14 protein-coding genes and 1 pseudogene are annotated in these 23,927 nt (G+C 74.1%); 3 read left to right on the top strand and 12 right to left on the bottom strand.

All coding sequences use genetic code 11. The annotated features are described in order from the left end of the window. The coding region (locus VKA29_RS26540) for a polyketide synthase (protein ID WP_324788510.1) at window positions 1–5,033 on the bottom strand (5,033 nt) is incomplete at its 3' end. A gap of 295 nt (window positions 5,034–5,328) precedes the next feature. Here VKA29_RS26540 and VKA29_RS37070 point away from each other — a divergent pair. Together VKA29_RS37070 and VKA29_RS37065 are read left to right on the top strand one after the other, a co-directional pair. Further along, window positions 5,329–6,420 (top strand): annotated as a pseudogene (locus VKA29_RS37070) (3-oxoacyl-ACP synthase III family protein); the annotation flags it as partial. Between the two features lie 87 nt (window positions 6,421–6,507). Next, entirely contained in the window at window positions 6,508–8,232 is a 1,725-nt protein-coding gene (locus VKA29_RS37065) for a 3-hydroxyacyl-CoA dehydrogenase family protein (protein WP_420718571.1), read from the top strand. Window positions 8,233–8,368: 136 nt separating this feature from the next. On the opposite strand, the gene VKA29_RS26530 is transcribed toward VKA29_RS37065, so the two are convergent. The 11 genes from VKA29_RS26530 to VKA29_RS26480 all read right to left on the bottom strand — a co-directional run bounded on the left by VKA29_RS26530 (window position 8,369) and on the right by VKA29_RS26480 (window position 22,590). Beyond that, entirely contained in the window at window positions 8,369–8,869 is a 501-nt protein-coding gene (locus VKA29_RS26530) for a GbsR/MarR family transcriptional regulator (protein WP_324788508.1), read from the bottom strand. Between the two features lie 141 nt (window positions 8,870–9,010). Then, complete coding sequence (locus VKA29_RS26525) at window positions 9,011–9,232, bottom strand: DUF5988 family protein (protein WP_324788507.1); 222 nt, start codon at window positions 9,230–9,232, stop codon at window positions 9,011–9,013. A gap of 184 nt (window positions 9,233–9,416) precedes the next feature. After that, on the bottom strand, window positions 9,417–10,238 hold the full coding sequence (locus VKA29_RS26520; RefSeq protein ID WP_324788506.1) for an AfsR/SARP family transcriptional regulator: 822 nt from the start codon (window positions 10,236–10,238) through the stop codon (window positions 9,417–9,419). Between the two features lie 200 nt (window positions 10,239–10,438). Further along, complete coding sequence (locus VKA29_RS26515; protein ID WP_324788505.1) at window positions 10,439–11,425, bottom strand: 4'-phosphopantetheinyl transferase family protein; 987 nt, start codon at window positions 11,423–11,425, stop codon at window positions 10,439–10,441. A gap of 50 nt (window positions 11,426–11,475) precedes the next feature. Next, window positions 11,476–12,360 (bottom strand): AfsR/SARP family transcriptional regulator, encoded by an 885-nt coding sequence (locus VKA29_RS26510; protein WP_324788504.1) that lies wholly within the window; start codon window positions 12,358–12,360, stop codon window positions 11,476–11,478. 245 nt (window positions 12,361–12,605) lie between these two features. After that, the gene (locus tag VKA29_RS26505) at window positions 12,606–14,702 is read right to left on the bottom strand and encodes a condensation domain-containing protein (RefSeq protein ID WP_324788503.1); all 2,097 of its coding nucleotides are present in this window, start codon (window positions 14,700–14,702) and stop codon (window positions 12,606–12,608) included. 710 nt (window positions 14,703–15,412) lie between these two features. Continuing rightward, window positions 15,413–16,291 carry an AfsR/SARP family transcriptional regulator gene (locus tag VKA29_RS26500; RefSeq protein WP_324788502.1) on the bottom strand — a complete coding sequence of 293 codons (879 nt, stop codon included), beginning with the start codon at window positions 16,289–16,291 and terminating at the stop codon, window positions 15,413–15,415. Between the two features lie 795 nt (window positions 16,292–17,086). Beyond that, the gene (locus tag VKA29_RS26495; RefSeq protein WP_324788501.1) at window positions 17,087–17,890 is read right to left on the bottom strand and encodes a calcium-binding protein; all 804 of its coding nucleotides are present in this window, start codon (window positions 17,888–17,890) and stop codon (window positions 17,087–17,089) included. A 156-nt stretch (window positions 17,891–18,046) separates the two neighbouring features. Beyond that, the gene (gene pepN, locus VKA29_RS26490; RefSeq protein ID WP_324788500.1) at window positions 18,047–20,497 is read right to left on the bottom strand and encodes an aminopeptidase N; all 2,451 of its coding nucleotides are present in this window, start codon (window positions 20,495–20,497) and stop codon (window positions 18,047–18,049) included. Between the two features lie 185 nt (window positions 20,498–20,682). After that, window positions 20,683–21,348 carry a GntR family transcriptional regulator gene (locus tag VKA29_RS26485; protein WP_324788499.1) on the bottom strand — a complete coding sequence of 222 codons (666 nt, stop codon included), beginning with the start codon at window positions 21,346–21,348 and terminating at the stop codon, window positions 20,683–20,685. Window positions 21,349–21,399: 51 nt separating this feature from the next. After that, entirely contained in the window at window positions 21,400–22,590 is a 1,191-nt protein-coding gene (locus VKA29_RS26480; RefSeq protein WP_324788498.1) for a CoA transferase, read from the bottom strand. A 139-nt stretch (window positions 22,591–22,729) separates the two neighbouring features. On the opposite strand from VKA29_RS26480, the gene VKA29_RS26475 reads away from it, so the two are divergent. Then, window positions 22,730–23,905 carry an acyl-CoA dehydrogenase family protein gene (locus tag VKA29_RS26475; protein WP_324788497.1) on the top strand — a complete coding sequence of 392 codons (1,176 nt, stop codon included), beginning with the start codon at window positions 22,730–22,732 and terminating at the stop codon, window positions 23,903–23,905. The last annotated feature ends 22 nt before the right edge of the window (window positions 23,906–23,927 follow it).

The following is a 23,927-nucleotide window of genomic DNA, read 5'->3' as shown; positions in this document are numbered from 1 at the left end:
ATCCGCTCCAACGACGGCGCCCCCACCTCACCCCGCAGCACACCCTCCACCGACCACCCCACACACCCCTCCACCGCGGCCGCCGCCTCCGCGAACCCCGCCGCGAACACCGGCGACGCATCCAACAACCCCACCCCCATCCCCACCCACTGCGACCCCTGACCCGGAAACACGAACACCACCCTCCCCCCGGCATCCGCCACCCCCCGCACCGACGGACGCTCCAGCCCCGCCACCAACTCCCCCCGCGAACCACCCACCACCACCGCACGGTGATCGAACACCGCACGATGCGCCGCCAGGGCGGAGGCCACCGCGTCGAGCGGGGTGTCGGGGTGTGAGTCGGCGTAGGCGCGGAGGCGGGCGGCCTGTGCGGTGAGGGCGTCGTCGTTGCGGGCGCTCAGGAGCCAGGCGACGGGGCCGGTGGCACTGCCGTCGGCAACCGGCACCTCGGGGGCGTCGAGGGCCTCAGCAGCCTCGGGGGCCTCGGGGGCTTCTTCGAGGATCAGGTGGGCGTTGGTGCCGCTGATGCCGAAGGAGGAGACGCCCGCACGGCGCGGGCGGTCCGTGACGGGCCAGTCGCGGTGTTCGGTGAGGACGGCGACGGCGCCGCTGTCCCAGTCGATGTGGGGGGAGCGTTCCTCGCAGTGGAGGCTGCGCGGCAGCACTCCGTGCCGCATCGCCATGACCATCTTGATGACGCCCGCGACGCCGGCGGCGGCCTGGGTGTGGCCGATGTTCGACTTGACGGAGCCGAGCCAGAGGGGCCGGTTCTCGGGCCGGTCCTGTCCGTAGGTGGCGAGCAGGGCATGGGCCTCGATCGGGTCGCCGAGGCGGGTGCCGGTGCCGTGCGCCTCGACCGCGTCGACGGAGTCGGCGGCGACACCGGCGTTGGCGAGGGCCTGGCGGATGACTCGCTGCTGGGAGATTCCGTTGGGGGCGGTCAGGCCGTTGGAGGCGCCGTCCTGGTTGACCGCCGTACCGCGGACGACGGCGAGGACGCGGTGGCCGTTGCGGCGGGCGTCGGACAGTTTCTCCAGCAGGACCAGACCGACGCCCTCGGACCAGCCGGTGCCGTCGGCGGAGGCGGAGAAGGACTTGCAGCGGCCGTCCGCGGACAGGGCGCGCTGGCGGGTGAGTTCGACGAAGATGCCGGGGGTGGGCATGACGGTGACGCCTCCGGCGAGGGCCAGGGAGCACTCGCCGGAGCGCAGGGACCGGGCGGCCAGGTGGAGGGCGACCAGGGAGGCCGAGCAGGCGGTGTCGACGGTGACGGCGGGGCCTTCGAGGCCGAGGGTGTAGGAGATGCGGCCGGAGGCGACGCTGGGCGTGCTGCCGGTCATCAGGTAGCCCTCGGTGGACTCGGTGCCTTCGTGCAGGCGGGGTCCGTAGTCCTGGAAGGTGGCGCCGACGAACACGCCGGTGGCGGAGCCCCGCAGGGAGTGCGGGTCGATGCCGGCACGCTCCAGCGTCTCCCAGGAGGTCTCCAGCAGGAGCCGCTGCTGCGGGTCCATGGCGGCGGCCTCGCGCGGCGAGATGCCGAAGAACTGCGGGTCGAAGAGGGGGGCTCCGTCGAGGAATCCGCCTTCGCGCACATAGTGCCTGCCGGGTCGGCCCTCGGGGTCGTAGAGGCCGTCGAGGTCCCAGCCGCGGTCGGTGGGGAAGGGACCGATCACCTCGCGTTCCTCGGCGAGGACCTGCCACAGCGCCTCGGGCGAGTCGGTGCCGCCGGGGAAGCGGCAGCCCATGGCGACGATCGCGACGGGCTCGTCGCCGCCGTCGCCGCCGTCGCCGGCGTCGGCGCGCTGGGCGGCGACGGGGACGGTGGTGCCGCGGCCGGCGCCGAGGGCGCGGTCGCGCAGGTGACGGGCCAGGGCGATGGGGGTGGGATGGTCGAACAGCAGGCTGCTGGGCAGGTCGAGGCCGGTGCCGCGGCTGAGCCGGTCGCGCAGTTCGACGGCGCTCCACGAGTCGAAGCCGAGGCCGTGGAAGGTGTCGCGCAGGTCGATGTCGGCGGGGTCGTCGTGGCCCAGGACGACGGCGATGTCGCCGCGCAGCAGGTCCAGGACGGCCTGCTCGCGCGCCTCGGTGGGCAGGGGTTCGAGGAGCGCGCGCAGACGGCCCGCCGCGGGGGCGTCGGCACCGTCGGCCACGGCATCGATCCCGGCGCGGGATTCGACGTCGGCGTCGACCACCGCATCGACCACCGCATCGGTCACCGCATCGGCCGTGGCGGCAGGTGCGACGCCCGATGCGGATGCGGAGGCCGCGCCTGCGGCGTCGCGCGCGGTCGCCGTGCCCTGCGTGCCCGCGCTCGGGTCCGGGGTGATCCAGTGGCGCCTGCGCTGGAAGGCGTAGCCGGGCAGGGCCGGCAGAGCCGAGCGGGGGGTGCGGGGGGTGCCGAGGACGGCGTCCCAGTCGAGGCCGTCAGCGGCGCCGAGCGTGTGGAGGCGGGCCAGGGCGGTGGTGAACGCCTCCGCTTCCGGGTGGCGGCCGCCGCCGGTGAGCGGGACGAACGCGGCCTGATCACCGGCGGTTTCGCGGCCGGCGGAGGCGAGGGCGCCGTCGGGGCCGAGTTCGGCGCAGGTGGTGACGCCGGCGTCCAGCAGGGTGCGTATGCCGTCGGCGAACCGTACGGCGTCGCGGACGTGGCGCACCCAGTAGTCGGGGTCGGCCAGTTCCTCCGGGGCGGCGACGCGGCCGGTGAGGTTGGAGACGACGGGCAGTCGGGCGGGCCGGTAGGCGAGGCCGGCCGCGACGGTGCGGAACGCGTCGAGCATGCCGTCCATGTGCGGGGAGTGGAAGGCGTGGCTGACCTTCAGCCGCTTGGTCCTGCGGCCCCGGGCGCGCCAGTGCTCGGCGATGCGGGCGACCTCGTCGGCGTCGCCGGAGACCACGACGGAGCGCGGCCCGTTGATCGCGGCGAGGCGCACCCGGTCGGTGAGCAGCGGGTGCGTTTCCTCCTCGGTGGCCTGGACGGCCGCCATGGCGCCGCCTTCGGGCAGGGCGTCCATGAGGCGGCCCCGCGCGGCGACCAGGGCGGCGGCGTCGTCGAGGCCGAGGACGCCGGCGGCGTGGGCGGCGGCGAGTTCGCCGATGGAGTGGCCGACGAGGAAGTCGGGGCGCACGCCCAGGTGGTCGAGCAGCCGGTACAGGGCGGTCTCATAGGCGAACAGGGCGGGCTGGGTCCAGGCGGTGCGGTCGAGCAGGGCGGCGTCCGCGCTGCCGGGGACGGCGAAGACGATGTCGCGCAGGGGCCGGTCCAGGTGCGGGTCGAGGGCGGCGCACACCTCGTCGAACGCGGCGGCGAACACCGGCTGCGCGGCGTGCAGTTCGCGTCCCATGCCGGGTCGCTGGCTGCCCTGCCCGGAGAACAGGAACGCGGTGGCGCCGGTGCGGACGCGGTCCTGGACGAGGCGGGCGGTGCCGGTGCCGGCGGCGAGCGCGTCGAGGTGCTCGGCGAGCCGGCCGAGGTCCTCGGCGAGGACGACCGCGCGGTCCTCGTGCGCGGTGCGGGTGGTGGCCAGGGCCTGTGCCAGGCGTGCGGGGTCGGCGGCGGGGTGCGCGTCGAGGTGGCGGCGCAGCCGGTCGGCCTGGGCGCGCAGGGCCCGGGGACCGCGGGCGGACAGCGGGAAGAGCAGGGTGCGGCCCGGCGCCGCGGGCTCGGTGGCGCTGTCGTCGGCCGGCCGGGTGGGGGGCTGTCCGACCACCAGGTGGCAGTTCGCGCCGCCGAGGCCGAAGGAGCTGACCCCGGCGATCAGGGGCCGCTCCGGGTGCGGCCAGGGACCGGTGGAGGTCTGCACGCGCAGCCGCAGGCCCTCCAGGTCGATGGCCGGATGGGGGGTCTCGTGGTGCAGGCTGGGCGGCAGTTCGCGGTGGCGGACGGCCAGCACGGTCTTGATCAGGCCGGCGATGCCCGCGGCGGCTTCGAGGTGTCCGACGTTGGTCTTGGCGGAGCCTACGGGCAGCGGGTCGTCGGCGTCGCGGCCGCGGCCGACGGCCTCGCCGAGCGCGGTGGCCTCGACCGGGTCGCCGACGGGGGTGCCGGTGCCGTGGAGTTCGACGTACTGGACGTCGTGCGGGTCGGTGCCGGCCTGCCGCAGGGCGCGGCGGACGACGGCGGCCTGGGCGGCGGCGCTGGGCACGGTGAGCCCGTCGGTGGCGCCGTCGTGGTTGACGGCGCTGCCGAGCAGCACGGCGTGGACGCGGTCGCCGTCGGCGAGGGCGCGGTCGAGGGGTTTGAGTACGACGATGCCGCCGCCCTCGCCGCGGACGAACCCGTTGGCGCGGGCGTCGAAGGTGTGGCAGCGGCCGTCGGGGGACAGCGCGCCGAATCCGGCGGTGCGCTGTGCGCTGGTGGCGCCGAGGCGCAGGTTGACGCCGCCGGCGAGGACCAGGTCGGCCTCGCCGCTGTGCAGGGCCTGGCAGGCGAGGTGGACGGCGACGAGGGAGGAGGACTGGGCGGTGTCGACGGTGAGGCTGGGGCCGGTCAGGCCGAGGGTGTAGGAGACGCGGTTGGCGATGACACCGCGGTTGAGCCCGGTGAAGGCGTGCGCGGTGGCGGCCCGGTCGGTGTGCACGAGAGGGGCGTAGTCGTCCCAGATGGCGCCGATGAACACGCCGGTGGCGGTGTTCTTCAGCGTGCCGGGGAGGATGCCAGCCTCCTCCAGGGCCTCCCAGGCCAGTTCCAGGACGAGCCGCTGCTGCGGGTCCATGGCGGCGGCCTCGCGCGGCGAGATGCCGAAGAAACGGGCGTCGAAGGTGTCGACGCGGTCGAGGAAGCCGCCCCAGGCGGTCTCGGGCGCGTCAGGTGCGACGGTGTCGCGGCGGTGTTCGGGCGCGCGGGTGATCGCGTCGGTGCCGGTGCGCAGCAGCCGCCAGTAGGCGTTGGGACCGTCGGCCTGCGGGAAGCGGCACGACAGGCCGACGACGGCGACGGGTGCGGTGGTCCGGCCGGCCGTCCCGGCCGGCCGGGACGCCTCGGTGGCCTCCGGTGCCGTCGTCTGTCCCGCCGAATTCGCTGGCTCGGCCACGAGCTCCCCCTTCGCTGATTTCCTGGCGCGTCTGCCAGGGCTCCGTCGGCGCGGGTGGACCGGATCCGGGCATTCCGTGCAGCGACGGCCGGACGCTGACGCGCGGTTCAAAGGTGCGGCCAAGCCGGTGTCCTGGTCACGGCCGGACGCGGCTCGTAGGGGCGCCTAGGGGGGCAGACAAGGGTTACCGGCCCGGCCGCCGCCCGAGAACCTTGCGGAAAGTCCCTCCGAGCGCCGGCGGCCGGCGAACGACGTTCCTGTACCGGCGCTCGGCGCGGAACGGTCAGGAGCCGTCATGACAGGGAAATCAGGCAGTCCCGATGATCTGGGTGCTCCGGGTGGTCCCGGTGTTCCGGGCGGTCGGGGTGGTCCCGGCAGTCAGGGTGGTCGCGGTGGTCAGGGTGCTCCCGGAGCGGGAGTCGGGATCCTGGGCACCGGCTCGTATCTGCCTGCCGACACGGTCTCCAACAGCGTCTGCGCGGCCCGGGCCGGCGTCTCCGCCGAGTGGATCGAGCGCAAGACCGGCATTCTCGAACGGCGCTACGCCTCCGACTCGGAGGCCACCTCCGACCTGGCGGTCGAAGCGGCCCGCGCGGCCCTGGACTCGGCCGGGATCACGGCGGCGGAGCTGTCCTGGATCGTCGTGGCGACGTCCACCCCGGACTGTCCGCAGCCGGCCACCGCCTGCCTGGTGCAGGACCGGCTGGGCGCGCCGGACGCGGCTGCCTTCGACCTCAACGCCGTGTGCAGCGGTTTCGTGTTCGCGCTGGTGGCGGCGGCCCGGCTGCTGCCGGCCGCGCCCGGTGGACGGTCCGCCGGGTACGCCCTGGTGATCGGCGCGGACATCTACTCGCGGATCATCGACCGGACCGACCGGCGCACCGCGATCCTCTTCGGGGACGGCGCCGGCGCGGTGGTGCTCGGACCGGCCGCCGACGGGTCCGGGGTGCTCGGCGCCCACCTGGCCAGCCGCGGCGACCGGCACGATCTGATCCATGTGGCGGCGGGCGGCAGCCGGTTGCCCGCGTCGGAGAAGACGCTGGCCGAAGGGCTGCACCGCTTCCGCATGGACGGGCGCGGCGTGCGCGAGTTCGTCATGGCCGAACTGCCGCGTGCGGTACGGCGGGTGGTGGCGGAGCACGGCCTCGACCTGGCTGACGTGGACCATTTCATTCCGCACCAGGCCAACGGGGTCATGCTCGCCGAAGCGGTGCAGCGGCTCGGGCTGGGCCGCGCCCGCACCCATCTGACCGTCGCCCGGCACGGCAACACCAGTGCGGCCTCCATTCCCCTCGCCCTCGACGACGCCCGCAGAAGCGGTCTGCTGCACGAGGGCGACCTGCTGCTGCTGGCCGGATTCGGCGGCGGCATGTCGCTGGGCACCGTCCTGGTGCGCTGGGGCGGGACGGCGGCGGCCTGGACCAAGCCTTCTCACTCGTCCAGGGCCTCGGCCCCGACGAAAGGAATCAGCGGCATGACCACGACAGCAGCTTCACCCGGTTTCGCGCGGGTCGCGGTGCTCGGCCTGGGCACCGTGGGCTCCGCCCTTGCCGGAGCGCTGGCCCGGGCCGGGGTGCCGGTGGTGGCCGTCGAGACGGACGAGGCGTCACTCGCGCGCGGTGCCGAGCGCACCGCGCGGGTCGCCGGCGACCGGGCGTCCGCGGCTCCGGTCACGTACACCACCCGGCTGGAGGCGGTCGCGGACAGCGGGCTGGTGATCGAGGCGGTGCCGGAGGACTTCGCGCTCAAGGCGGACCTGCTGCGCCGGGCCGCCGACCTGTGCGGCGCGGACACCGTGTTCGCGACGACGACGTCGCTGCCGGTCACCCGGATCGCGGCCGCCTGCGGACGGCTGCCGCGCACCGTCGGCCTGCATCCGGTGGGGCACGCCCCCGAGGGGGGCTGCGTGGAGGTGGTGCACACGCCGGTCACGGATCCGGCCGTGCGCACGGCCGTCGAGGATCTGGTCCGGCGTACGGGGCGCACCCCGGTCGCGGTGAGCGACCAGCCGGGGTTCGTCGGCGGCGGCCTGCTGCTGGCGTACCTGAACGGCGCGATCGCGATGTTCGAGCGCCGCTACGCCTCGCGCGACGACATCGACGCGGCGATGAGGCTGGGCTGCGGCCTGCCGCTGGGTCCGCTGGCCCACGCGGACCTGATCGGCCTGGACACGATCCGTGACGGCCTGCGCGGTCTGTACGAACTCACCGGGGAGTCCCGCTATCTGGCGCCGCCGCTGCTCGGCCACATGGTGACGGCGGGGCTGCTGGGTGTGAAGTCGGGCCGCGGCTTCTACCGGTATCCGCAGGAGGCCCCCGCCCGGCTCGCGGCCGCGGCGCCGGCCGTCGCACGGCCGGTGCGCTCGGTCGGCGTGATCGGCTCCGGCACGATGGCCAAGGGCATCGCCGAGGTGTTCGCCCGTTCCGGCCGCCGGACGGTACTGGTGGCCCGGACGGAGGTCCGGGCGAAGGAGGCCCTGGACGGTGTGGCCCGTTCCCTGGACCGGGGCGTCCACCGCGGCAAGATCGGCACCGCGGACCGCGACGCCGCCGTGGAACGGCTGACGGGCACCCAGGACATGGCCGCGGTCGCCGAGTGCGACCTGGTGGTGGAGGCCGTCGCGGAGGAACTGGCCGTCAAGCGGGCGGTGTTCCGCCGACTGGACCGCGTGTGCCGGCCGGGCGCGGTGCTGACCACGTCGACGTCGAGCCTGCCGGTGGTGGAGTGCGCCGTCGTCACCTCCCGGCCCGAGTCGGTCCTCGGGATGCACTTCTTCAACCCGGCGCCGGTGATGCGCCTGGTGGAGGTGGTGGGCACGGTGCTGACCTCCGAGGAGGCGCTGGGCACGGTCCGCGCGGTCTGCGCGGATCTCGGCAAGCATCCGGTGTCGTGCGGCGACCGCGCCGGGTTCATCGTCAACGCGCTGCTGTTCCCGTATCTCAACGGAGCGGTGCGGCTGCTGGAGCAGCACCGCGCGAGCGCCGAGGACATCGACACGGTCATGACGGCGGGCTGCGCCTATCCGCTGGGCCCACTCGCCCTGCTGGACGTGATCGGCCTGGACGTCTCACTGCAGATCCAGGAGACGCTCCACCGGGCCTTCCAGGAGCCCACGCTGGAACCGGCCCGGCATCTGCGGCACCTGGTGGCGGCCGGCTACCTGGGCCGCAAGTCGGGGCGCGGCTTCCGGGCGCACTGAGAGCACGGGCAGCGGCCCGGCGGGCGGCGTCGAGGGACACCGCCCGCCGGGCCGCCGTGCGTACGCGCCGTCACCCGGCCCGGTCCCGCCGTCACCCGGCCCGGTCCGGAGGGCGCCGGGCCGGGGAACGGCTCGGTCAGACCTGGTTCTCCTGCGTCAGGGCCCGGCTCCGGTGCCAGCGGTCGACCATGGCGGCGAGTTCGGCCTTCGTGAAGTCGAAGAACTCGGCGGCCTCCGCCAGGCGCCGTCCCGCGGCGGTGTCCTCCCCCACGGCCTTCACACCCGCCCGCATGGTCGCGCTCCAGCGCGCGAACACCTTGTCGCGGCCGGCCACCACCTCGTGCCAGATGTCGGCGTGGAGCCGGTAGCGTTCGCGCCGCGAACCGGGTTCGCGCTCGCGGCCGAGCATGTGCTGCTGCGCCAGGTAGCGCACCGCACCCGACACCGCGGCCGGGCTGGCGCTCAGCCGCTCGGCCAGTTGGGCGGCGGTGAGCGCCCCGTCCGCCTCCGCGAGCAGGCAGGCGAAGATCCGGGACGACATCCGCGGGATGCCCGCCTCGGTCAGATCCGCGGCGAACCGCTCGACGAACGCGGCCACGGCCTCACCGTCGGCCTCCTGCCGCGCCGGTGTCTCCACGCTGTCCCCCTCCCTCGCCCTCTCCGTGGCCCCCGCCCTCGCCCTCTCCGTCGCACCGGATGCCCGACGTCGCGGCCGCGGCACGTCACCACAGCAGGCGGGAAGCGTCCCGCCGACGCGTCAAGGGGATGCGGGGACGGGCTATTCCGCGACCCGGGTGTAGCGGATGTAGCGGAACACCCGCAGTTCGCTTTCGCCGCGGCGGACGAACTCGTCGGTCGGCTCGAAGTGGTCGTAACGGTTCTCCACCCGCATTTTGAAGGTCTCGGTGTGGTCGTCGACGTGCACGGCGATCTCGCGCTCGTCCGGCCGGTACGGCGCGCCGAGCAGCAGGGCGTTCGGGGACGGGGTCGTCGTCAGCATAGGGGTCTCCTCGCGGTCGTCGTCCTGGTGTGCTCCAGACGCTGTGCGGTCGTCTGCGGACGCTGTCCGGCACGCGACCCGGCAACGGCGTACGGCTCGGGGGGCGTCTCCCCTGTCGGTCGTCCACGGCCAGGATGCGCAACCCCGCTCAAGCCGTACTGGAGGGATGGTCTTCTCCGCACGCTCAGGCCGCGAACAGGTCGAACGTGGACGTCCGCCGCGGCCCCGCCAGCACGTTCAGCATCGGATCGACCGACAGCATCGCCTGGTGCAGCCGCTGGAGCTGCGGAGACGGCTCGACGCCCAGTTCCTCGATGAGCCGGGCGCGCAGCCCGCGGTAGACGTCCAGCGCCGCGCTCTGCCGTCCGGAACGGTACAGCGCCACCATCACCTGCGAGTGCAGGCCCTCGTGCCGCGGATGACGTGCCGTCAGTTCTCTCAGTTCGGCGATGACTTCGGTGTGCCGGCCGAGCCGGAGGTCGGCGTCGATGCGCCGCTCCACGGTCACCAGGCGGCTCTCCTCCAGGCGCATCGCCTCGATCTCCAGCACGGGCCCGAGTTTGATGTCCACCAGCGTCTGGCCCCGCCACAGGTCCAGCGCGGCCCGGAAACGGTCGGCCGACACCTGGTTGGCCCCGGCCCCGAAGGCCTCCTGCCCCTCGCGCACCAGCTTCTCGTACTCGTGCACGTCGACGCGTTCCCCCGGGATCTGCAGCAGATATCCGCCGTGCCGGGTGGCGAGCACGTCCTTCACGGCGTGCGAGGAGCCGGCCCCCATCGCGGTGCCGATCCGTCGGCGCAATTGAAGAATGTACGTCTGCAACGTGGTGAGCGCGCTCTGCGGAGGCGTCGACGCCCACAGTTCCTCCATGAGCGTCGAGACGGGCACGACTCGACCGGGATACAGCGCGAGCAGCGCTAAGATCTGCCGCGGCTTGCCGGCGGTCGGAACAATCGATCCGCCCTTGACCTCGGCATTCAACGGACCAAGAAGCTGAATCCTCACACGATCCTCCCCGCTGCTCACGCTCGACGGCACCGTGCCCGGTCCCGCACCCGTGCCGAAAGGCAAGCTAGCCGGGCCCTTCCGCCCTGAGCGCTTTTCTCAAGCGGCTCTGTAGCGGAGTTCCATGCAAGTGCTCCGTCTTTGCCGGAATTTTCAATTCCGCCGGATCGCCGGTTCCCTGTCGGGCGGTCGGCCGTCCGTCACGCCCCCGGCCGCCCCAGCGGTTCGGGCAGCGTGACGGTGTCCGGCTCTCCCCGGCCCGCCCGGGGAAAGCCGTGGTGCAGCTGGAGCGGGGGCGGCGGGCCCTCGTCGGCCTGGACGGCTACGGCGACGAGGACGCCGGGCACGGGCTCCAGCTCCAGGAAGCTCCACCGGCCGGTCGGATCGTCCCCGGGCAGCCGGAAGGCGAGGACGCCGCGGTCGGCGGCGAGGGTGAAGGCGAAGGAGTCGAACGGCAGGCCGAGACCGAGGCCGCGCGCCTTGGCGTAGGCCTCCTTCAGCGTCCACAGGCGCAGCACGCGCCGCCCCCGCAGCGGGTCCGTCCCCGCGCGCGCGATCCACGCCCGCTCCTCGGGCGCGAAGGTGCCGGTGATGGCATCCGGCGGCCGGCCGACCCGGTCGAGCCGCTCGAGCAGTTCGAGGTCGACGCCGATGCGCCGGTGCCGCGCCACTCCGAGCAGGCTGTATCCGCCGCTGTGGGAGAGGTTGAAGTCCAGTCGGTCCCCGCCGCCCGGCGGTCCGCCCGCTGGACAGCGCAGGAAGGGCCTACCGCGCGGGGAGCGCCGGATCACCAGCTCGGGTTCGGTGAGCCCGGTCTCCCGCGCCAGTACCCGCCGTACGAGGGTGTGGGCCAGCAGGTACCGCCGCCGGTCGCGCTCGGAAACGAACTCGCGCGCGGTCTGTTTCTCCCGCCGGTCCAGCCAGCGCTCGGCGAGCGCCCCGGCGGTCTGCGGGGGCAGGTCGTCGTCGGCGCACAGCCACAGCCGCACCGGCCGATCCGTTCCGGCACCGGCACCGGCACCGGGATCGGGATCGGGGGCCGTGCGGCCGTCACCGGTGCGCGCCGGTGTCCTGTCCGCGTCCGTGGAGTCGTACGGTCCGGCGCCCATCGCGGGGTCCGGCCGCGCCCCGGGCTCGGCGGCGGCCGCCGGGGCTGCCGGCTCTCGCGCGCGGGTCGCACTGTTCATCGCCACCTGGAGCGGTCCCGGGTTCCGGGAGGGAGGCGCGCCCGCCGCCCTCAGTACGAGGAATGAGCCCGATGACCGGCCCCGGGCCGGCCCGCCGCCGCCATGCGCTCCTCGGCCGGGGGCAGGTCTCCTTCCGGGCCGGGGTAGGGGGCCGGGCCGTCGCCGGGGGAGGCCAGCAGGTGCTGGTGGAGCCGGGTCAGCCGCGGGGAGGGTTCCAGGCCCAGCTCCTGCACGAGCGTGGTGCGCAGACGGCGGTAGACGTCCATGGCCTCGCCGCGGCGGCCCGAGCGATGAAGGGCGATCATGAACTGGGCGTGCAGGTCCTCGTGGGTGCGGTACCGGCTGGACACCACGGTCAGTTCGGCCAGCAGTTCGCGATGGCGGCCCAGCCGCAGATCCGCCTCTATGCGCTGGTCGAGGGCGCACAGCCGGCTCTCCTCCAGCCGCTTGGCCTCGGTGGCCAGCCGCGGGCCGGGCTGCACCCCGGCGAAGGCCGTGCCGGTCCACAGGTCGAGCGCCTCGCGCAGCACACGGGAGGCTCCGGCGAAATCCCCGGTGTCCATCGCCCGGTAGCCGGCTCCGGCGAGCCGTTCGAACTCCCGGACGTCGCTGACGCCGTCGCCGCTGACGAGGGTGTAGCCGCCGGGTGCGGTGACCAGGACGTCCTTCGCGGTGCGCGGCGGGGTGTCCGGGGCGTCCTCGAGCAGCGCGGCGCCGATGAGCTCGCGCAGCTGGAGCACGTACGTCTGCAGGGTGGTGCGGGCGCTGCGCGGCGGCGCGCCCGCCCACAGCTCCTCCAGGAACACGGACAGCGGCACGACCTGGTCCGCGTGCAGGGCCAGCAGGGCGAGCACCTGGCGGGGTTTGGGCGCGGTGGGGGCGACGGAGACCCCGTTCTCGCGCACGTCCAGCGCTCCTAGTAGGTCGATGTCCACGCTGCCTCGCCTTCCGTGCTCACGCTCACACCTGTATCCCGACACGCACGGTGGCCGCGGCCGGTTCGGTGCTCGCGCGGGTCGAGTGCGGCGGCGTTGCCCATGACGGTCTCCTCCCACTCCCGCCACGGTCGGTGACACCGCTCGAGAACCGGTCGGGCCGCGCCAGTGCGCCGAAGCGCCGAGCGGCCGACGGCCCTCGCCGCCGGCCCAATTCCCGCCCTGCCCCCGCCCCCGCCCCCGCCTCATGGACCCGTCTTCATGGGCTCCGTCCTCGTGGTCCCCGCCCTGCCGGTCCCCGCCCTCGTCGTCCCCGGCCGCGCCGTCACCGACCGCAGCCCCGCCGACAACGCCTGCGCGCTCTCCTCGGCACCGCCCACGCCCGTCATCACGACGACCGGGTCCACCACGGCGGGCAGGGTGTGCGCGAGCCCGTACGCGGTGAGCGCGCCCGGCCCGCAGCCGCACAGCAGCAGCCGGCCCCCGCCGGTCAGCGCGTCGGCCAGCGCGGCGGGCAGCACGGGCGGCACTCCGCGACAGCGCAGTTGCACGATCCGCTCGGGGCCGTCGTGCCGCCGTACGAAACGGTCGTACGCGCCGGGCACCACGCCCGCCCCCGTCACCAGGCAGATGACGTCCGCGCCGGGCTCCCCGCGGCGCAGCACGGTCAGGCCGGTGACGCCGGTGCGCGGCGGGCGCGGCGCCGCCCGCGGCACGTGCGTGCCGTCCAGCGCGCCCAGTACCTGCCCGACGGTGGCGTGCGGGTCGGTGAATTCCGCGAGAGCGCCCAGCAGCCGCACGCACTGCGCGAGCGTCTGCGCCGCGTCCGCGTCGCGCAGCACCTGCCGGTCGTACAGCGCGGTGAGGCAGAGGCCGCCGTCGGGGTCGCGCCGGGCGACGAGCGTCACGGCCAGGCTGGTGTCGCCGCCCACCAGGTGCGGTACGCCGACCCGGATGCCCTGGGCGGCCAGCTCACCGCGCACGGCCGGGGACAGATGGGGAAGGCTGTCGAAGAAGAGGGTGGTGTGCATGGTGTCCGCGTCCTCGCCGCGCCCGGTCCACTCCCGTATCAGCTCGTCGGAGACCCACGGGTAGGCCGACATGTCGAGCACCGCGTCCCGGACCCGCCGGACCAGCGGGCCCACCGGCGCCGCGGGGTCGACGGTGACGGTCAACGGCAGGGAGCCGCCCGGCAGTCCGGGCGCGTGCGCCGCTCCCGGCAGGGCGATGTCCCGCGCGGACAGGTACACCCCGAACGCCACCCGGACCGGCTGCCGCGCGCCGGTGGCCCGGTACAGCAGCAGCGCCCACACCAGGTGCAGCGCGCTGCTCTCCCCCGCGCCCCAGCCCGCCGCCCACTCCCTCAGCCGCCGGGCCCGGGCCGGTCCGAGCCGGCGCCGCAGCTGCGCGGGCCCGCTCCGCCCGGTCGGCGCACCGGGCCGCCCGGGGCTGAGCGCCGCGTCCCGCGGCGGTGCGGCACGCGTCCAGAACGCGCGGGCGGCATCGGTGTTCTGCCCGGCCAGCCACCGGGCGTGGTCCCGTACGTCGGGCCGCCGCTCGCCGCCGGGCAGCGGCCCGCCCGCCAGATACGCGCGGTAGAACTCGCGCAGCAGCACACTCACCGCCCGCTCGTCGAACAGGGCACGGTGGTACGTCAGCAGGACCCGGGTGGACGGCCCGGCCCCGGCGCCGACGGCCGGTGTGTCGTCCAGCAGGGTCAGCCGCAGCAGTCCGGCCCGGTGCAGCTCGAACCCCTGCGACCGGTCGCGGGCGAGCAGGTCACGCCAGGGCAGGGCGGTCCGCGAGTGACGTACGACGTCGACGGCGGCCCGCTCGTGCAGCACCAGGCGTGGAGCGGCCACCCAGTCGACCGAGGCGCGCAGCACCGATTCGCGTTCCACCACGGACTGCCAGGCGGCGACGAACCTCGCCGTGTCGAGCGGGCCGGTCCACCTCCAGGTCAGCTGCTCGACATGGCGGCTGCGGTCCGCGTCGCTCTGCACGGCCTCGCGCACCAGGCCGCGCTGGGCCCCGCCCAGCGGCACCGTCTCGGCGTCGGCGGGCAGCACCATCAGGTCGGCGAGGAGCTCCGCGGGCAGCTGGCCCGTGCCGCCGTCGGGGCCGTGCCTGACGAGGGTGAGCGTGTGCCGGCCGGAGCCCTGGCTGTCGAGCATCACCGAGAAGGTGCCGTGGCGTTCGACGATCCGGGCCGCGAGCCGTTCGGCCTGGCCACGGGCGGGCAGTCCGTGCAGGCCGAACACCTGCGTGCGGCCTGCGGCCGACCCGCCCGGTTCGTGGACCACGCACACGACGGTGCCCGGCACCGCGTGATGGGTGTTCATCCGATGTCCAGGGGCGCCCTGGTCCACCGCGGCGGCGGGGACGCGGCTCCCCTTCCCCCTCTCCCCTGTCCGTCTCGCTGTGCTTCCGGTCCCCTGTCTCGGCGCGGCAGCCCCGCCCCTGCCGCCTCCGCCTCTCCTCATCCACCGGTGGCCGCACCCGGTCCCGATCGCGGGCGCGGCACCTTCCCTCCCCCGGCCCCTCCGACGGGAGGGCATCGGAATGCCACCGGACGGCCGGTGCGGCGCCGGTGCGGCGGTGGGCTTCGCCGGACGCGCCGCGGTGAGCCTCGTCCACCGGGCCAGGCCCGCCACGAGGGGGACAGCGCAGCCCCACCCGGCGGCGTGCGGCACCGCGGTGAGCCGGGAGACCCCCGCGTCCTCCGGGTGGCACGGGCGCGGAGAACCCGCGGCGCGGACCGTGGCCGAACGCCTGGCCGTACGTCTGCTTCAGCGTCCACCGCCGCATCGGCCGGGCCCGGAGTTCCCGCTCGGGCGGACCTGCCGGGACCGCGGCCCCGGCCGGCGTCTCGGCCCGCCCGGCGGGCAGGCCGAGGAGGACCGCCCGCTCCGCCCGTTCGACGTCCGCCCCGACCGGGCCGGGGTACCGCGAGCAGCCCGAGCCCACGCCTGCCGCGGCCGTCGGGTGTTGCCCGGTCCCGCTCGGGCGACCCTCCGCGCTCCGCCCGTGCTCGCCCCTTCTCCGACGGGGATCAAGGGTGCGCCGCCCCGCTGGACCGCTGCTCGAGGCGGGCCTGGGTCAGCCGGTCGGAGCGGGGTGCCGCCACCCGCGGGGCGGCGGCAGGCACCGCGTGTTCGGGGCCGGCGCACAGGATGGACCGCTGCAACTTCGCGAGCGGCGGGGAGGGTTCGAGGCCCAGGGTGCGTACGAGTGTGGTGCGCAGCCGCCGGTAGGCTTCCAGTGCCTCCCCCCTGCGTCCCGCCCGGCACAGCGCCAGCATGTACTGGCCGCACAGGCTCTCGTGGCCGGGGTACCGGCTGACCAGCACGGTCAGTTCGGCGAGCAGTTCCCGGTGCCGGCCCAGCCGCAGGTCGGCCTCGATGCGCTGGTCGAGGGCGCACAGCCGGCTCTCCTCCAGCCGCTTGGCCTGGGTGCTCAGGTGCGGTCCGGGGGTGACGTCGGCCAGCGGCGGGCCGTTCCACAGCCGCAGCGCCTCGCGCAGCAATTCCGCCGCGGCGGCGTGGTCCTCGGCGTCCATGGCCCGGTAGCCCATGCCGCTCAGCCGCTCGAACTCCCTGACATCGTGGACGCCTCCACCGCTGTTGAGGAGGTAGCCGCCGGGCACGGTCAGCAGGACGTCCTTGGCGGTCCGCGGCGATGATCCGTCCGGGTCGTGCGCCAGCGCGGCCGTGATCATCTCGCGGATCTGCAGGATGTACGTCTGCAGCGTGGGGCGCGCGCTGCGCGGTGGCCGGTGCCCCCACAGTTCCTCGACCAGGGTGTCGACCGGCACGGTTCTGTCGGCGTTGAGGACCAGCAGCGCCAGCACCCGGCGAGGCTTGGGCGCGGTAGGTGTGACGGATACGCTGTTCATCCGTACGGCGAGTGGGCCCAGTATGCCGATGTCCACGCGTCTCCCCCGTTTCCCTGCTGTCCGCTCGGAAGCGATGTCCTGCCGTCTTGAGTAAAAGACAGGGCGCGTGGCATATCAACACCGTACCTGCCGGCCGCATTGGCCCGACAGGACGCGATTTCGAGCCAAGCAGGCGCCCCGCAGGACGTTTTCTTCCGGCGTTCCGCCGGGACCGGTTGTTGGCCCTCAGACTGACGAGTCACGCCACGGGATGCCGACTCGCCCTGAATCCGCCCTGCTCGCAGTCGCGTGCGACGGCGGCGAGCCAACGGTTTCAAGCCAGTCGCACGCTGGGCGTGACCGGGAGAAACGCACGGCAAAGCCGCCGGAATATCGATGCCGCGAACAGTTGAACACCCCGCTCCAGCTGCACCGCCGGGGTCGTACGGCGGCTTCCGGACCACCCGCTCCGCAGGCGAAACGATTCCGCGCGGTGATCCGGCCGAAACCCATTTGCCGCCCTCCGGTGCGGCAATGACATTCCACTCCCCATCGGTCGATTTCCCTCGCTTACCGCGGGCGCGGCTCTCGGCGGTGCGGGCGGGAAATCACTCCCTGTTTTTCAGGGAGACGGAGGGTGGTGGCCGTCGCCGGGGTCAGCGGTCCGGCCCCGGGAGCGACCGCCCCCTGCGTCGTCCGCTCCCCGGTCAGCCGGCCGGTGCAGCCCCCGTGCCGCACCAGCCCCCGGCCGCCGACGAGGTCGCGGGCGGGGCCGAAGTCGGTTCGCGCGAACACCTCGCCCACGATCGCGACGAAGCCGTCGAGGCGCCCGTCCGCCCTCGCAGCGGTCGGCTAGGAGCGTACGTCGACGTAGTCGCCGGTGGCCTTGGCCGGCCCGGTGGTGGCGCTGCCGGTGAAGTTCCAGCGCCAGTAGCCGTCCTTGACCGCCTTGACCGTGGTGCGCAGGGTGCCGGTGCTGCTGGTGTTGACGGTGGCCACGGTGGTGTACGTGCTGCTGCCCTTCGGGCGGAACTGCAGCTTGACGGCTCGGCCCGCGTATCCCGCGTAACGGTAGGTGTCCCAGTTGGCCCGCACCAGCTTGCCGGTGACGGTGATGCGGGCGCCCTTGGCCACCGGTTCCGGGGCGGCGTCGACGGTGAGCCGCGCGGCACGCTTGAGGCCGAACGACCCGATGCCGGGGGCGAAGACGCTGCCGCCGTCGCCGGCGTCGGCCAACGCGTCGACCGACCACGTTCCCGCGTCGGCGTTGGCCAGGTCCACCGGATCGTCGCTGCCCGGAGCCGGGTGGGCGTTGACGGTGAACACGGTCGTGCAGGCCGTCGCGGTCTCGCAGAACGCGTCGGTCGTGTAGAAACCGCCGTGCGGGCCCTTCAGATCGACGTCGACGAAGGCCAGGCCGGAGTCGTCCGATCCGGTGACCGTCACCGGGAAGACGACATCGTGCGTGATCCCCACGATCACGTCGTGCCCGGAGTTGACGGTCGCGCCGCTGAGCACCGGGTCGCCGGGCGTGGTTCCGGACGCGGCCTCGGCCGACGCGCCGGCCCCCGCCAGCAGCACGGCGACGACCCCCACCACGACCCCACGGCTCGCCGTGCCTTGTCTGTCGCCCGATGGTGCGACGAAGCGGCTCATGAATCCTCCCCAGGAACAACGGGCCCTGCTGCCGCACCTCACGAGCAGCAGCGACCGGCGGCGAACGCCGCAGACCGGTGTGTCACCCCGTACGACCACCGAACCGGCCCGATCGTTGTACCGCGCCCGCCACGCGTCGAAGTGGGCGCCGGCGGCCTACGATCCGGTGCTCCGCGAAGCCGCGGCGCGGGCGCGCAGCATCCGGGCCACGGCGTCCGAACGCTCCAGGAGCGTGTTGCGGACCACCGGGGCCGCGTCACGAACGGTCCGCCGGGCCTCCTCGACGTAGGCGGCGTCGATGGCGTACGGGGGGAAGAGGCGGCCGGTGAAGACCATCGCCGGGATCATCCCGCCCTGGTGCAGCTGGGGAAGCAGGTCGAGGTAGCGCTGGGTGTAGGGGGCCAGCAGCTCGTCCTGGGCCGGGCGCCAGAAGGCGGTCGCCACCTGGCCGACGGAGCTGACCGGAACGGCGCGGTCCACGGCGAGCCGCTGCCAGACCTCGGCCTTGGCGGCGGGGTCGGGCAGGGCCGCCCGTACCGTGAGCGCGCGCACCCAGGCGTCGGGGTCGGGGTCGCGCTCCAGCAGGGCGGCGGACGCGGACGCCACCCGGCCGCCCAGTTCCGCCTCGCGGACCAGCGCGCGCCACAGCAGGTCCACGTCGTCGCCCGCGTGCGTGCGCAGCCAGGCCAGGTCGTCCCCGTCGGCGGCGGTGCGGGCCAGACCGCGCAGCGCGACCTGGCGGCGGCCCGGGTCCTCGGCCAGACGCCGGCAGGCCGCGGCCACCTGGGCGGTCAGTGCGGCGCGTTCGGCGGGCGGCGCCCACAGTTCGGCGATGTCCGCGGCGAGGGTCAGATACGGCTCGATCACGGCGTCGGACGTCTCGGCGGTCAGCACCGCGGTGAGGCACCGCCCGGCTTCCGCCGCGGTGGCCTCGCCGTTGGTCAGCATGTCCCAGACGGTCGCGGCGGCGACGCCCCGGGAGATGGCCGAGGGCAGCTGTGCCGCCGTACGGAAGAGCGCGTCCCTGCTCGCCGGGTCGGGCCGGGTGGTGGCGAAGGTGAGGTGGTCGTCGTTGGCCAGCAGGAATTCCGCTGCGGGCGGCAGGCCGGTGATCGGGGTACGCGGCTGCGTCACCTCGACCCGTACCAGCGCCGTGCGTTCGAGATCCCCGCCGTCGCGGCCGTACGCGCCCACCGCGACGACCTGCGGGCGCGGCGTGCCAGCGGCCACCAGCGTGACGTGCTCGCCGTCCCGTTCCAGGCGGAAGCGGTCGGTGCCGGCCGTCGCGAGCCAGGCCGTGCGCCAGGCGTCCAGGTCGCGCCCGCCGGCCTTCGCGAGCGCGTCGACGAGGTCCTGGAGGGTGGTGTTGCCCCAGGCGTGGCGGGCGAAGTAGGCGGCCATGCCGGCGGTGAAGCGTTCCTCGCCGACGTAGGTCATGAGCTGATGGAGGACGGAGGCGCCCTTGGGGTAGGTGATGTTGTCGAAGATCGACGCGGCCTGGGCGACGTCGTGGATGGGCTGGTGGATGGGGTGGGAGACGGGGCCCTGGTCGGCGAGGTACGCCTCGAGCTTGTCGCCCACCAGGTGGCCGGCCCACGCGTCGGTGTACCGGGTGGCGCGCTCGGCGGCCCAGTGGCAGGCGAACTCCGCGAACGCCTCGTTCAGCCAGAGGTCGTCCCACCAGCGCATGGTGACGATGTTGCCGAACCACATGTGCGCCATCTCGTGCAGCAGCACCTTGGCCAACAGCTCCCGTTCGGCGGGCGTCGGCTCCGCCCGCCGCAGGAACGCGTCGGACCAGGTCACGCAGCCGTAGTTCTCCATCGCCCCGCCGAACTCGGGCATGAACACCTGGTCGTACTTCCGCTGCGGGAAGGGCATCGCGAACGCCTCGCCGTAGAAGGCGAGTCCCTGACGGGTGAGGGTGAAGATCTCCTCCGCGTCGCGGTCGAGGACCTCGGCGAGCGAACGGCGGGCGTACAGGCCGAGGTCGTGGCCGTCGGTCCGGCGGCGGATCTCGTGGAAGGGGCCCGCGTTCACGACCGTGTTGTAGACGGACAGGGGCGGGGTGTCGGCGAAGCTCCAGCGGCGGGCCGACGGCAGTTCATCGACGCGCGCCACCGCGGAGTTGCTGGTGACGGTCCAGGTGGGCGGGGCCGTGACGGTGAAGGCGTGCGGGGCCTTCAGATCGGGCTGGTCGAAACAGGCCCAGACGAAGCGGGCCTCGTCCGGTTCGAAGCTCGTCCACACGTAGACCTCGCCGTCCGCGGGGTCGACCGCCCGGTGCACGCCCTCGCCCGTGGCCGTGTCGGCCTGCACGCTCTCCACGCGCAGTACGTTGTGCACGGCGAGGCCGGGCAGCCGGATGCGGCCGTCCCCGGTGGGGATGAGTGCGGCGCCGTTCAGCGTGGCGCTCAGCACGTCGGCCGCGCAGTCCACGAACGTCTCCGCGCCCGGCTCGCGGCAGCTGAACGTCACGGTGGACACGCACCGGACCTCGGGTCCGTCGGGCAGGGCGGTGAGGTCGATGTCCAGGTCGTACCGCTCGACCGTCAGCAGCGCCGCCCGGCGCTCGGCTTCGGTGCGGGTCAGGCTTCGGGTCCCCATGCGTCCGTCCTCCCGTGTCACAGGTCGCGCGTCAGCGTACGACGGAGTCCGCCGGCGATCACGGGCTTTTCCCCGGCCGTCGGAGGAGGAGGTACGCGGACGTCGGGAGTCCGCGAATGTTCGGAGCGGGGAGTCCGCGGGCGTCGGAGGAGAGGCGCGCGGACGTCCGAGCCGGCGTGGGGCGGTCAGTCCTGGTGGAGCACGCTCTCCAGGGCCGCGACGGCGTGGGAGCGGTGCTCGTCGAGGAGTCGCACCGCTCGCTCGGGATCCCCGCCGCGCAGGGCGTCCAGGATCGTGCGGTGCTCCTGTACGACGTGTTCGCGGTTGGCGGGCTCGCCGTAGTAGAGGGAGCGGTAGGCGTCCGTGGCGTCCCAGAGGGTGGTGATGAGCCTGGCCAGTCGTGGCATGCCGGCGGTTGCGTAGAGGGCGAAGTGGAAGCGGCGGTTGGCCGCGGTCATGGCGGACACGTCGCCCGCCGCGGCTGCCTGTTCGACCTCGTGCTGGGCCGCTTCGAGGGCCGCGAGGGCCGGCCCGTCCAGGTGCTCGGACGCCTGGCGGACGGCTTCGGCCTCCAGGAGTTGCCGGATGCGGTAGACCTCGCGCAGGTCCGCGAGGGACAACTCGGCGACGAAGTAGCCCCGGTGCGCCTCGTGGACGACCAGGCCCTCGGCTTCCAGACTCTTCAGCGCCTCCCGCAACGGCAGGCGGCTGACGCCGAATTGTTCGGCGAGGGCCTCCTGCCGGATGGGGGCGCCGGGCTCCAGCTGCCCGCTGGTGATGGCCCGGCGCACCTCCGCCAGCACGAACTGCTGGGCGGTCGGCGGGCGCCGCCGGTGCGTGGGGCTGGTCATGGCGGGGTGTCTCCAGTGCGCGAAGGGGCCGGTCGGCTGCGGACGTTCATCCTAGGCGGTGGCGTCCTGCGGGTCGGCGAGGCCCAGTTCGCTCAGGACCTCCTGGGTGTGCTCGCCGAGGCGTGGCGGTGCGCTGCGGTAGGCGGCGGGGGTGACATCCAGCCGGATGGGGTTGGCGACCTGCTCCACCGGAAGGTCGCGGTGCGGGTCGTCGATGCGGACGCGGGCCTGCAGGCCCAGGCCGTCGGCGAGGGCGAACGCCGCCGCGAGGTCGTTGATCGGACCGCAGGGGACGCCCGCGGCGGTGAGGGCCTCGAACCACGCGTCGGCGGGGCGGCTGCGCAGCGGGCCGTCGAGCGCGGCGAGCAGTTCCGTGCGGTGGGCCACCCGTGCCGGGTTGGTGGCGAAGCGGGGGTCGCGGGCCAGTTCGGGCACGCCCAGCTCCGCGCACAGGGCGGTGAACTGGCGGTCGTTGCCCACGGCCAGCACCAGGGGGCGGTCCTGGGCTTCGACGACCTCGTAGGGCGCGATCGACGGGTGGCGGTTGCCCATGGCCCGCGGCACGACGCCGCCGGCCACGTAGGCGGAGGCCTGGTTGGTGAGTGCCGACAGCAGCGAGGTGAGCAGGGAGACCTCCACCCGCTGGCCCTGGCCGGTGCGCTCGCGGTGGCGCAGTGCGGCGAGGATGCCCATGCCGGCGTGGAGTCCGGTGATGACGTCGACGAGCGCGACGCCGGCCTTGGTGGGGTGGCCGTCCGGTTCGCCGGTCACGCTCATCAGGCCGCCCATCGCCTGCACCAGCAGGTCGTAGCCGGGCAGCGCCGCGCCCCGGCCGGCGCCGAATCCGGTCACCGAGCAGTAGACGAGCTTCGGGTTGAGCGGGCGCAGGGTGTCGTAGCCGAGGCCCAGGCGGTCCATCGTGCCGGGGCGGAAGTTCTCCACCAGCACGTCCGCGCGGGCGGCGATCTCCTGGGCGGCCCGCCTGCCGTCCGCGTCGGTGAGGTCCAGCGCCACCGAGCGCTTGTTGCGGTTCACGCCGAGGAAGTAGGTCGCCTCGCCGTCGGCGTAGGGCGGGCCCCAGGCACGGGTGTCGTCGCCGGCGCCGGGGCGTTCGATCTTGATGACCTCGGCGCCGAGGTCGGCGAGCAGCATCGTCACGTACGGGGCGGCGAGCACGCGGCCGAAGTCGGCGACGACAATACCGGACAGGGCCTGCTCGGGCTGCGGACGGTCGGACGGCATGTGGCTCTCCTCTCGTGTCTTGGCAGCGGCCCCGTCTGAGGCTACGCTGCCGATTGGATCCAAGATCCGATATCCGAATCGATCGGTTGGGATCGTATCCACAGTCAGCCGCTGTTGTCAGCCGTCAGGAGAGACCTCGATGACGACCTCCCCCGTCCACCCCTTCGACCTGTTCGCCATCGACACCCTGCTCAGCGACGAGGAGCGGGACATCCGCGACACCGTTCGCGCCATGGGCGAACGCGAACTGCGGCCGCACGTCGCCGAGTGGTTCGAGCAGGGCGCCATCCCCGCGCGCGAACTCGCGGCCTCCCTGGGTGAGCTGGGCGTTCTCGGCATGCACCTGGAGGGCTACGGCTGCGCCGGGACGAGCGCCGTCTCCTACGGCCTGGCCTGCCTGGAGCTGGAGGCCGTCGACTCCGGTCTGCGCAGCCTGGTGTCCGTGCAGGGCTCGCTCGCGATGTACGCCATCTGGGCGTACGGCTCGGAGGAGCAGAAGCAGCAGTGGCTGCCCGGCATGGCCGCCGGCCGGCTCATCGGCTGTTTCGGACTGACCGAGCCGGACGCCGGCTCCGACCCGGGCGCCATGCGCACCCGCGCCGAGCGCGACGGCTCCGACTGGGTCCTCAACGGCACCAAGATGTGGATCACCAACGGCTCCGTCTCCGACATCGCGGTGGTGTGGGCCCGCACCGACGACGGCGTGCGCGGTTTCCTCGTCCCCGCCGGCACCCCCGGCTTCACCCGCAACGACATCAAGCACAAGGTCTCCCTGCGGGCGTCCGTGACCAGCGAACTCGTGCTGGAGGACGTGCGCCTGCCCGCCGACGCGATGCTCCCCGGTGCGCGGGGCCTGTCCGGCCCGCTCGGCTGCCTGAACGAGGCCCGCTTCGGCATCGTCTTCGGCGCCCTGGGAGCCGCGCGCGACTGCCTGGAGACCGCGATCGCCTACGCCGCCGACCGCACGGTCTTCAACCGCCCCCTGGCGGGCTTCCAGCTCACCCAGCAGAAGCTGGCCGACATGAGCCTGGAACTCGGCAAGGGCATGCTGCTCGCCCTCCAGCTCGGCCGCCTGAAGGACTCCGGGCAGATCACCCCCGAGCGCATCAGCCTCGGCAAGCTCAACAACGTCCGCGAGGCCCTGCGGATCGCCCGCGAGTGCCGCACCGTGCTCGGCGCCAACGGCATCACGCTGGAGTACCCGGTGATCCGTCACGCCAACAACCTCGAGTCCGTCCTCACCTACGAAGGCACGAGCGAGGTCCACACCCTCGTCATCGGCAACGCCCTGACCGGCATCGCCGCCTTCCGCTGAGCCCGCCCCCAGCGGACCCGCC

This window comes from Streptomyces sp. H51 (genome assembly GCF_035656535.1).
Taxonomy (GTDB): Bacteria; Actinomycetota; Actinomycetes; order Streptomycetales; family Streptomycetaceae; genus Streptomyces.
This window is presented reverse-complemented; position numbering and strand designations above follow the sequence as displayed.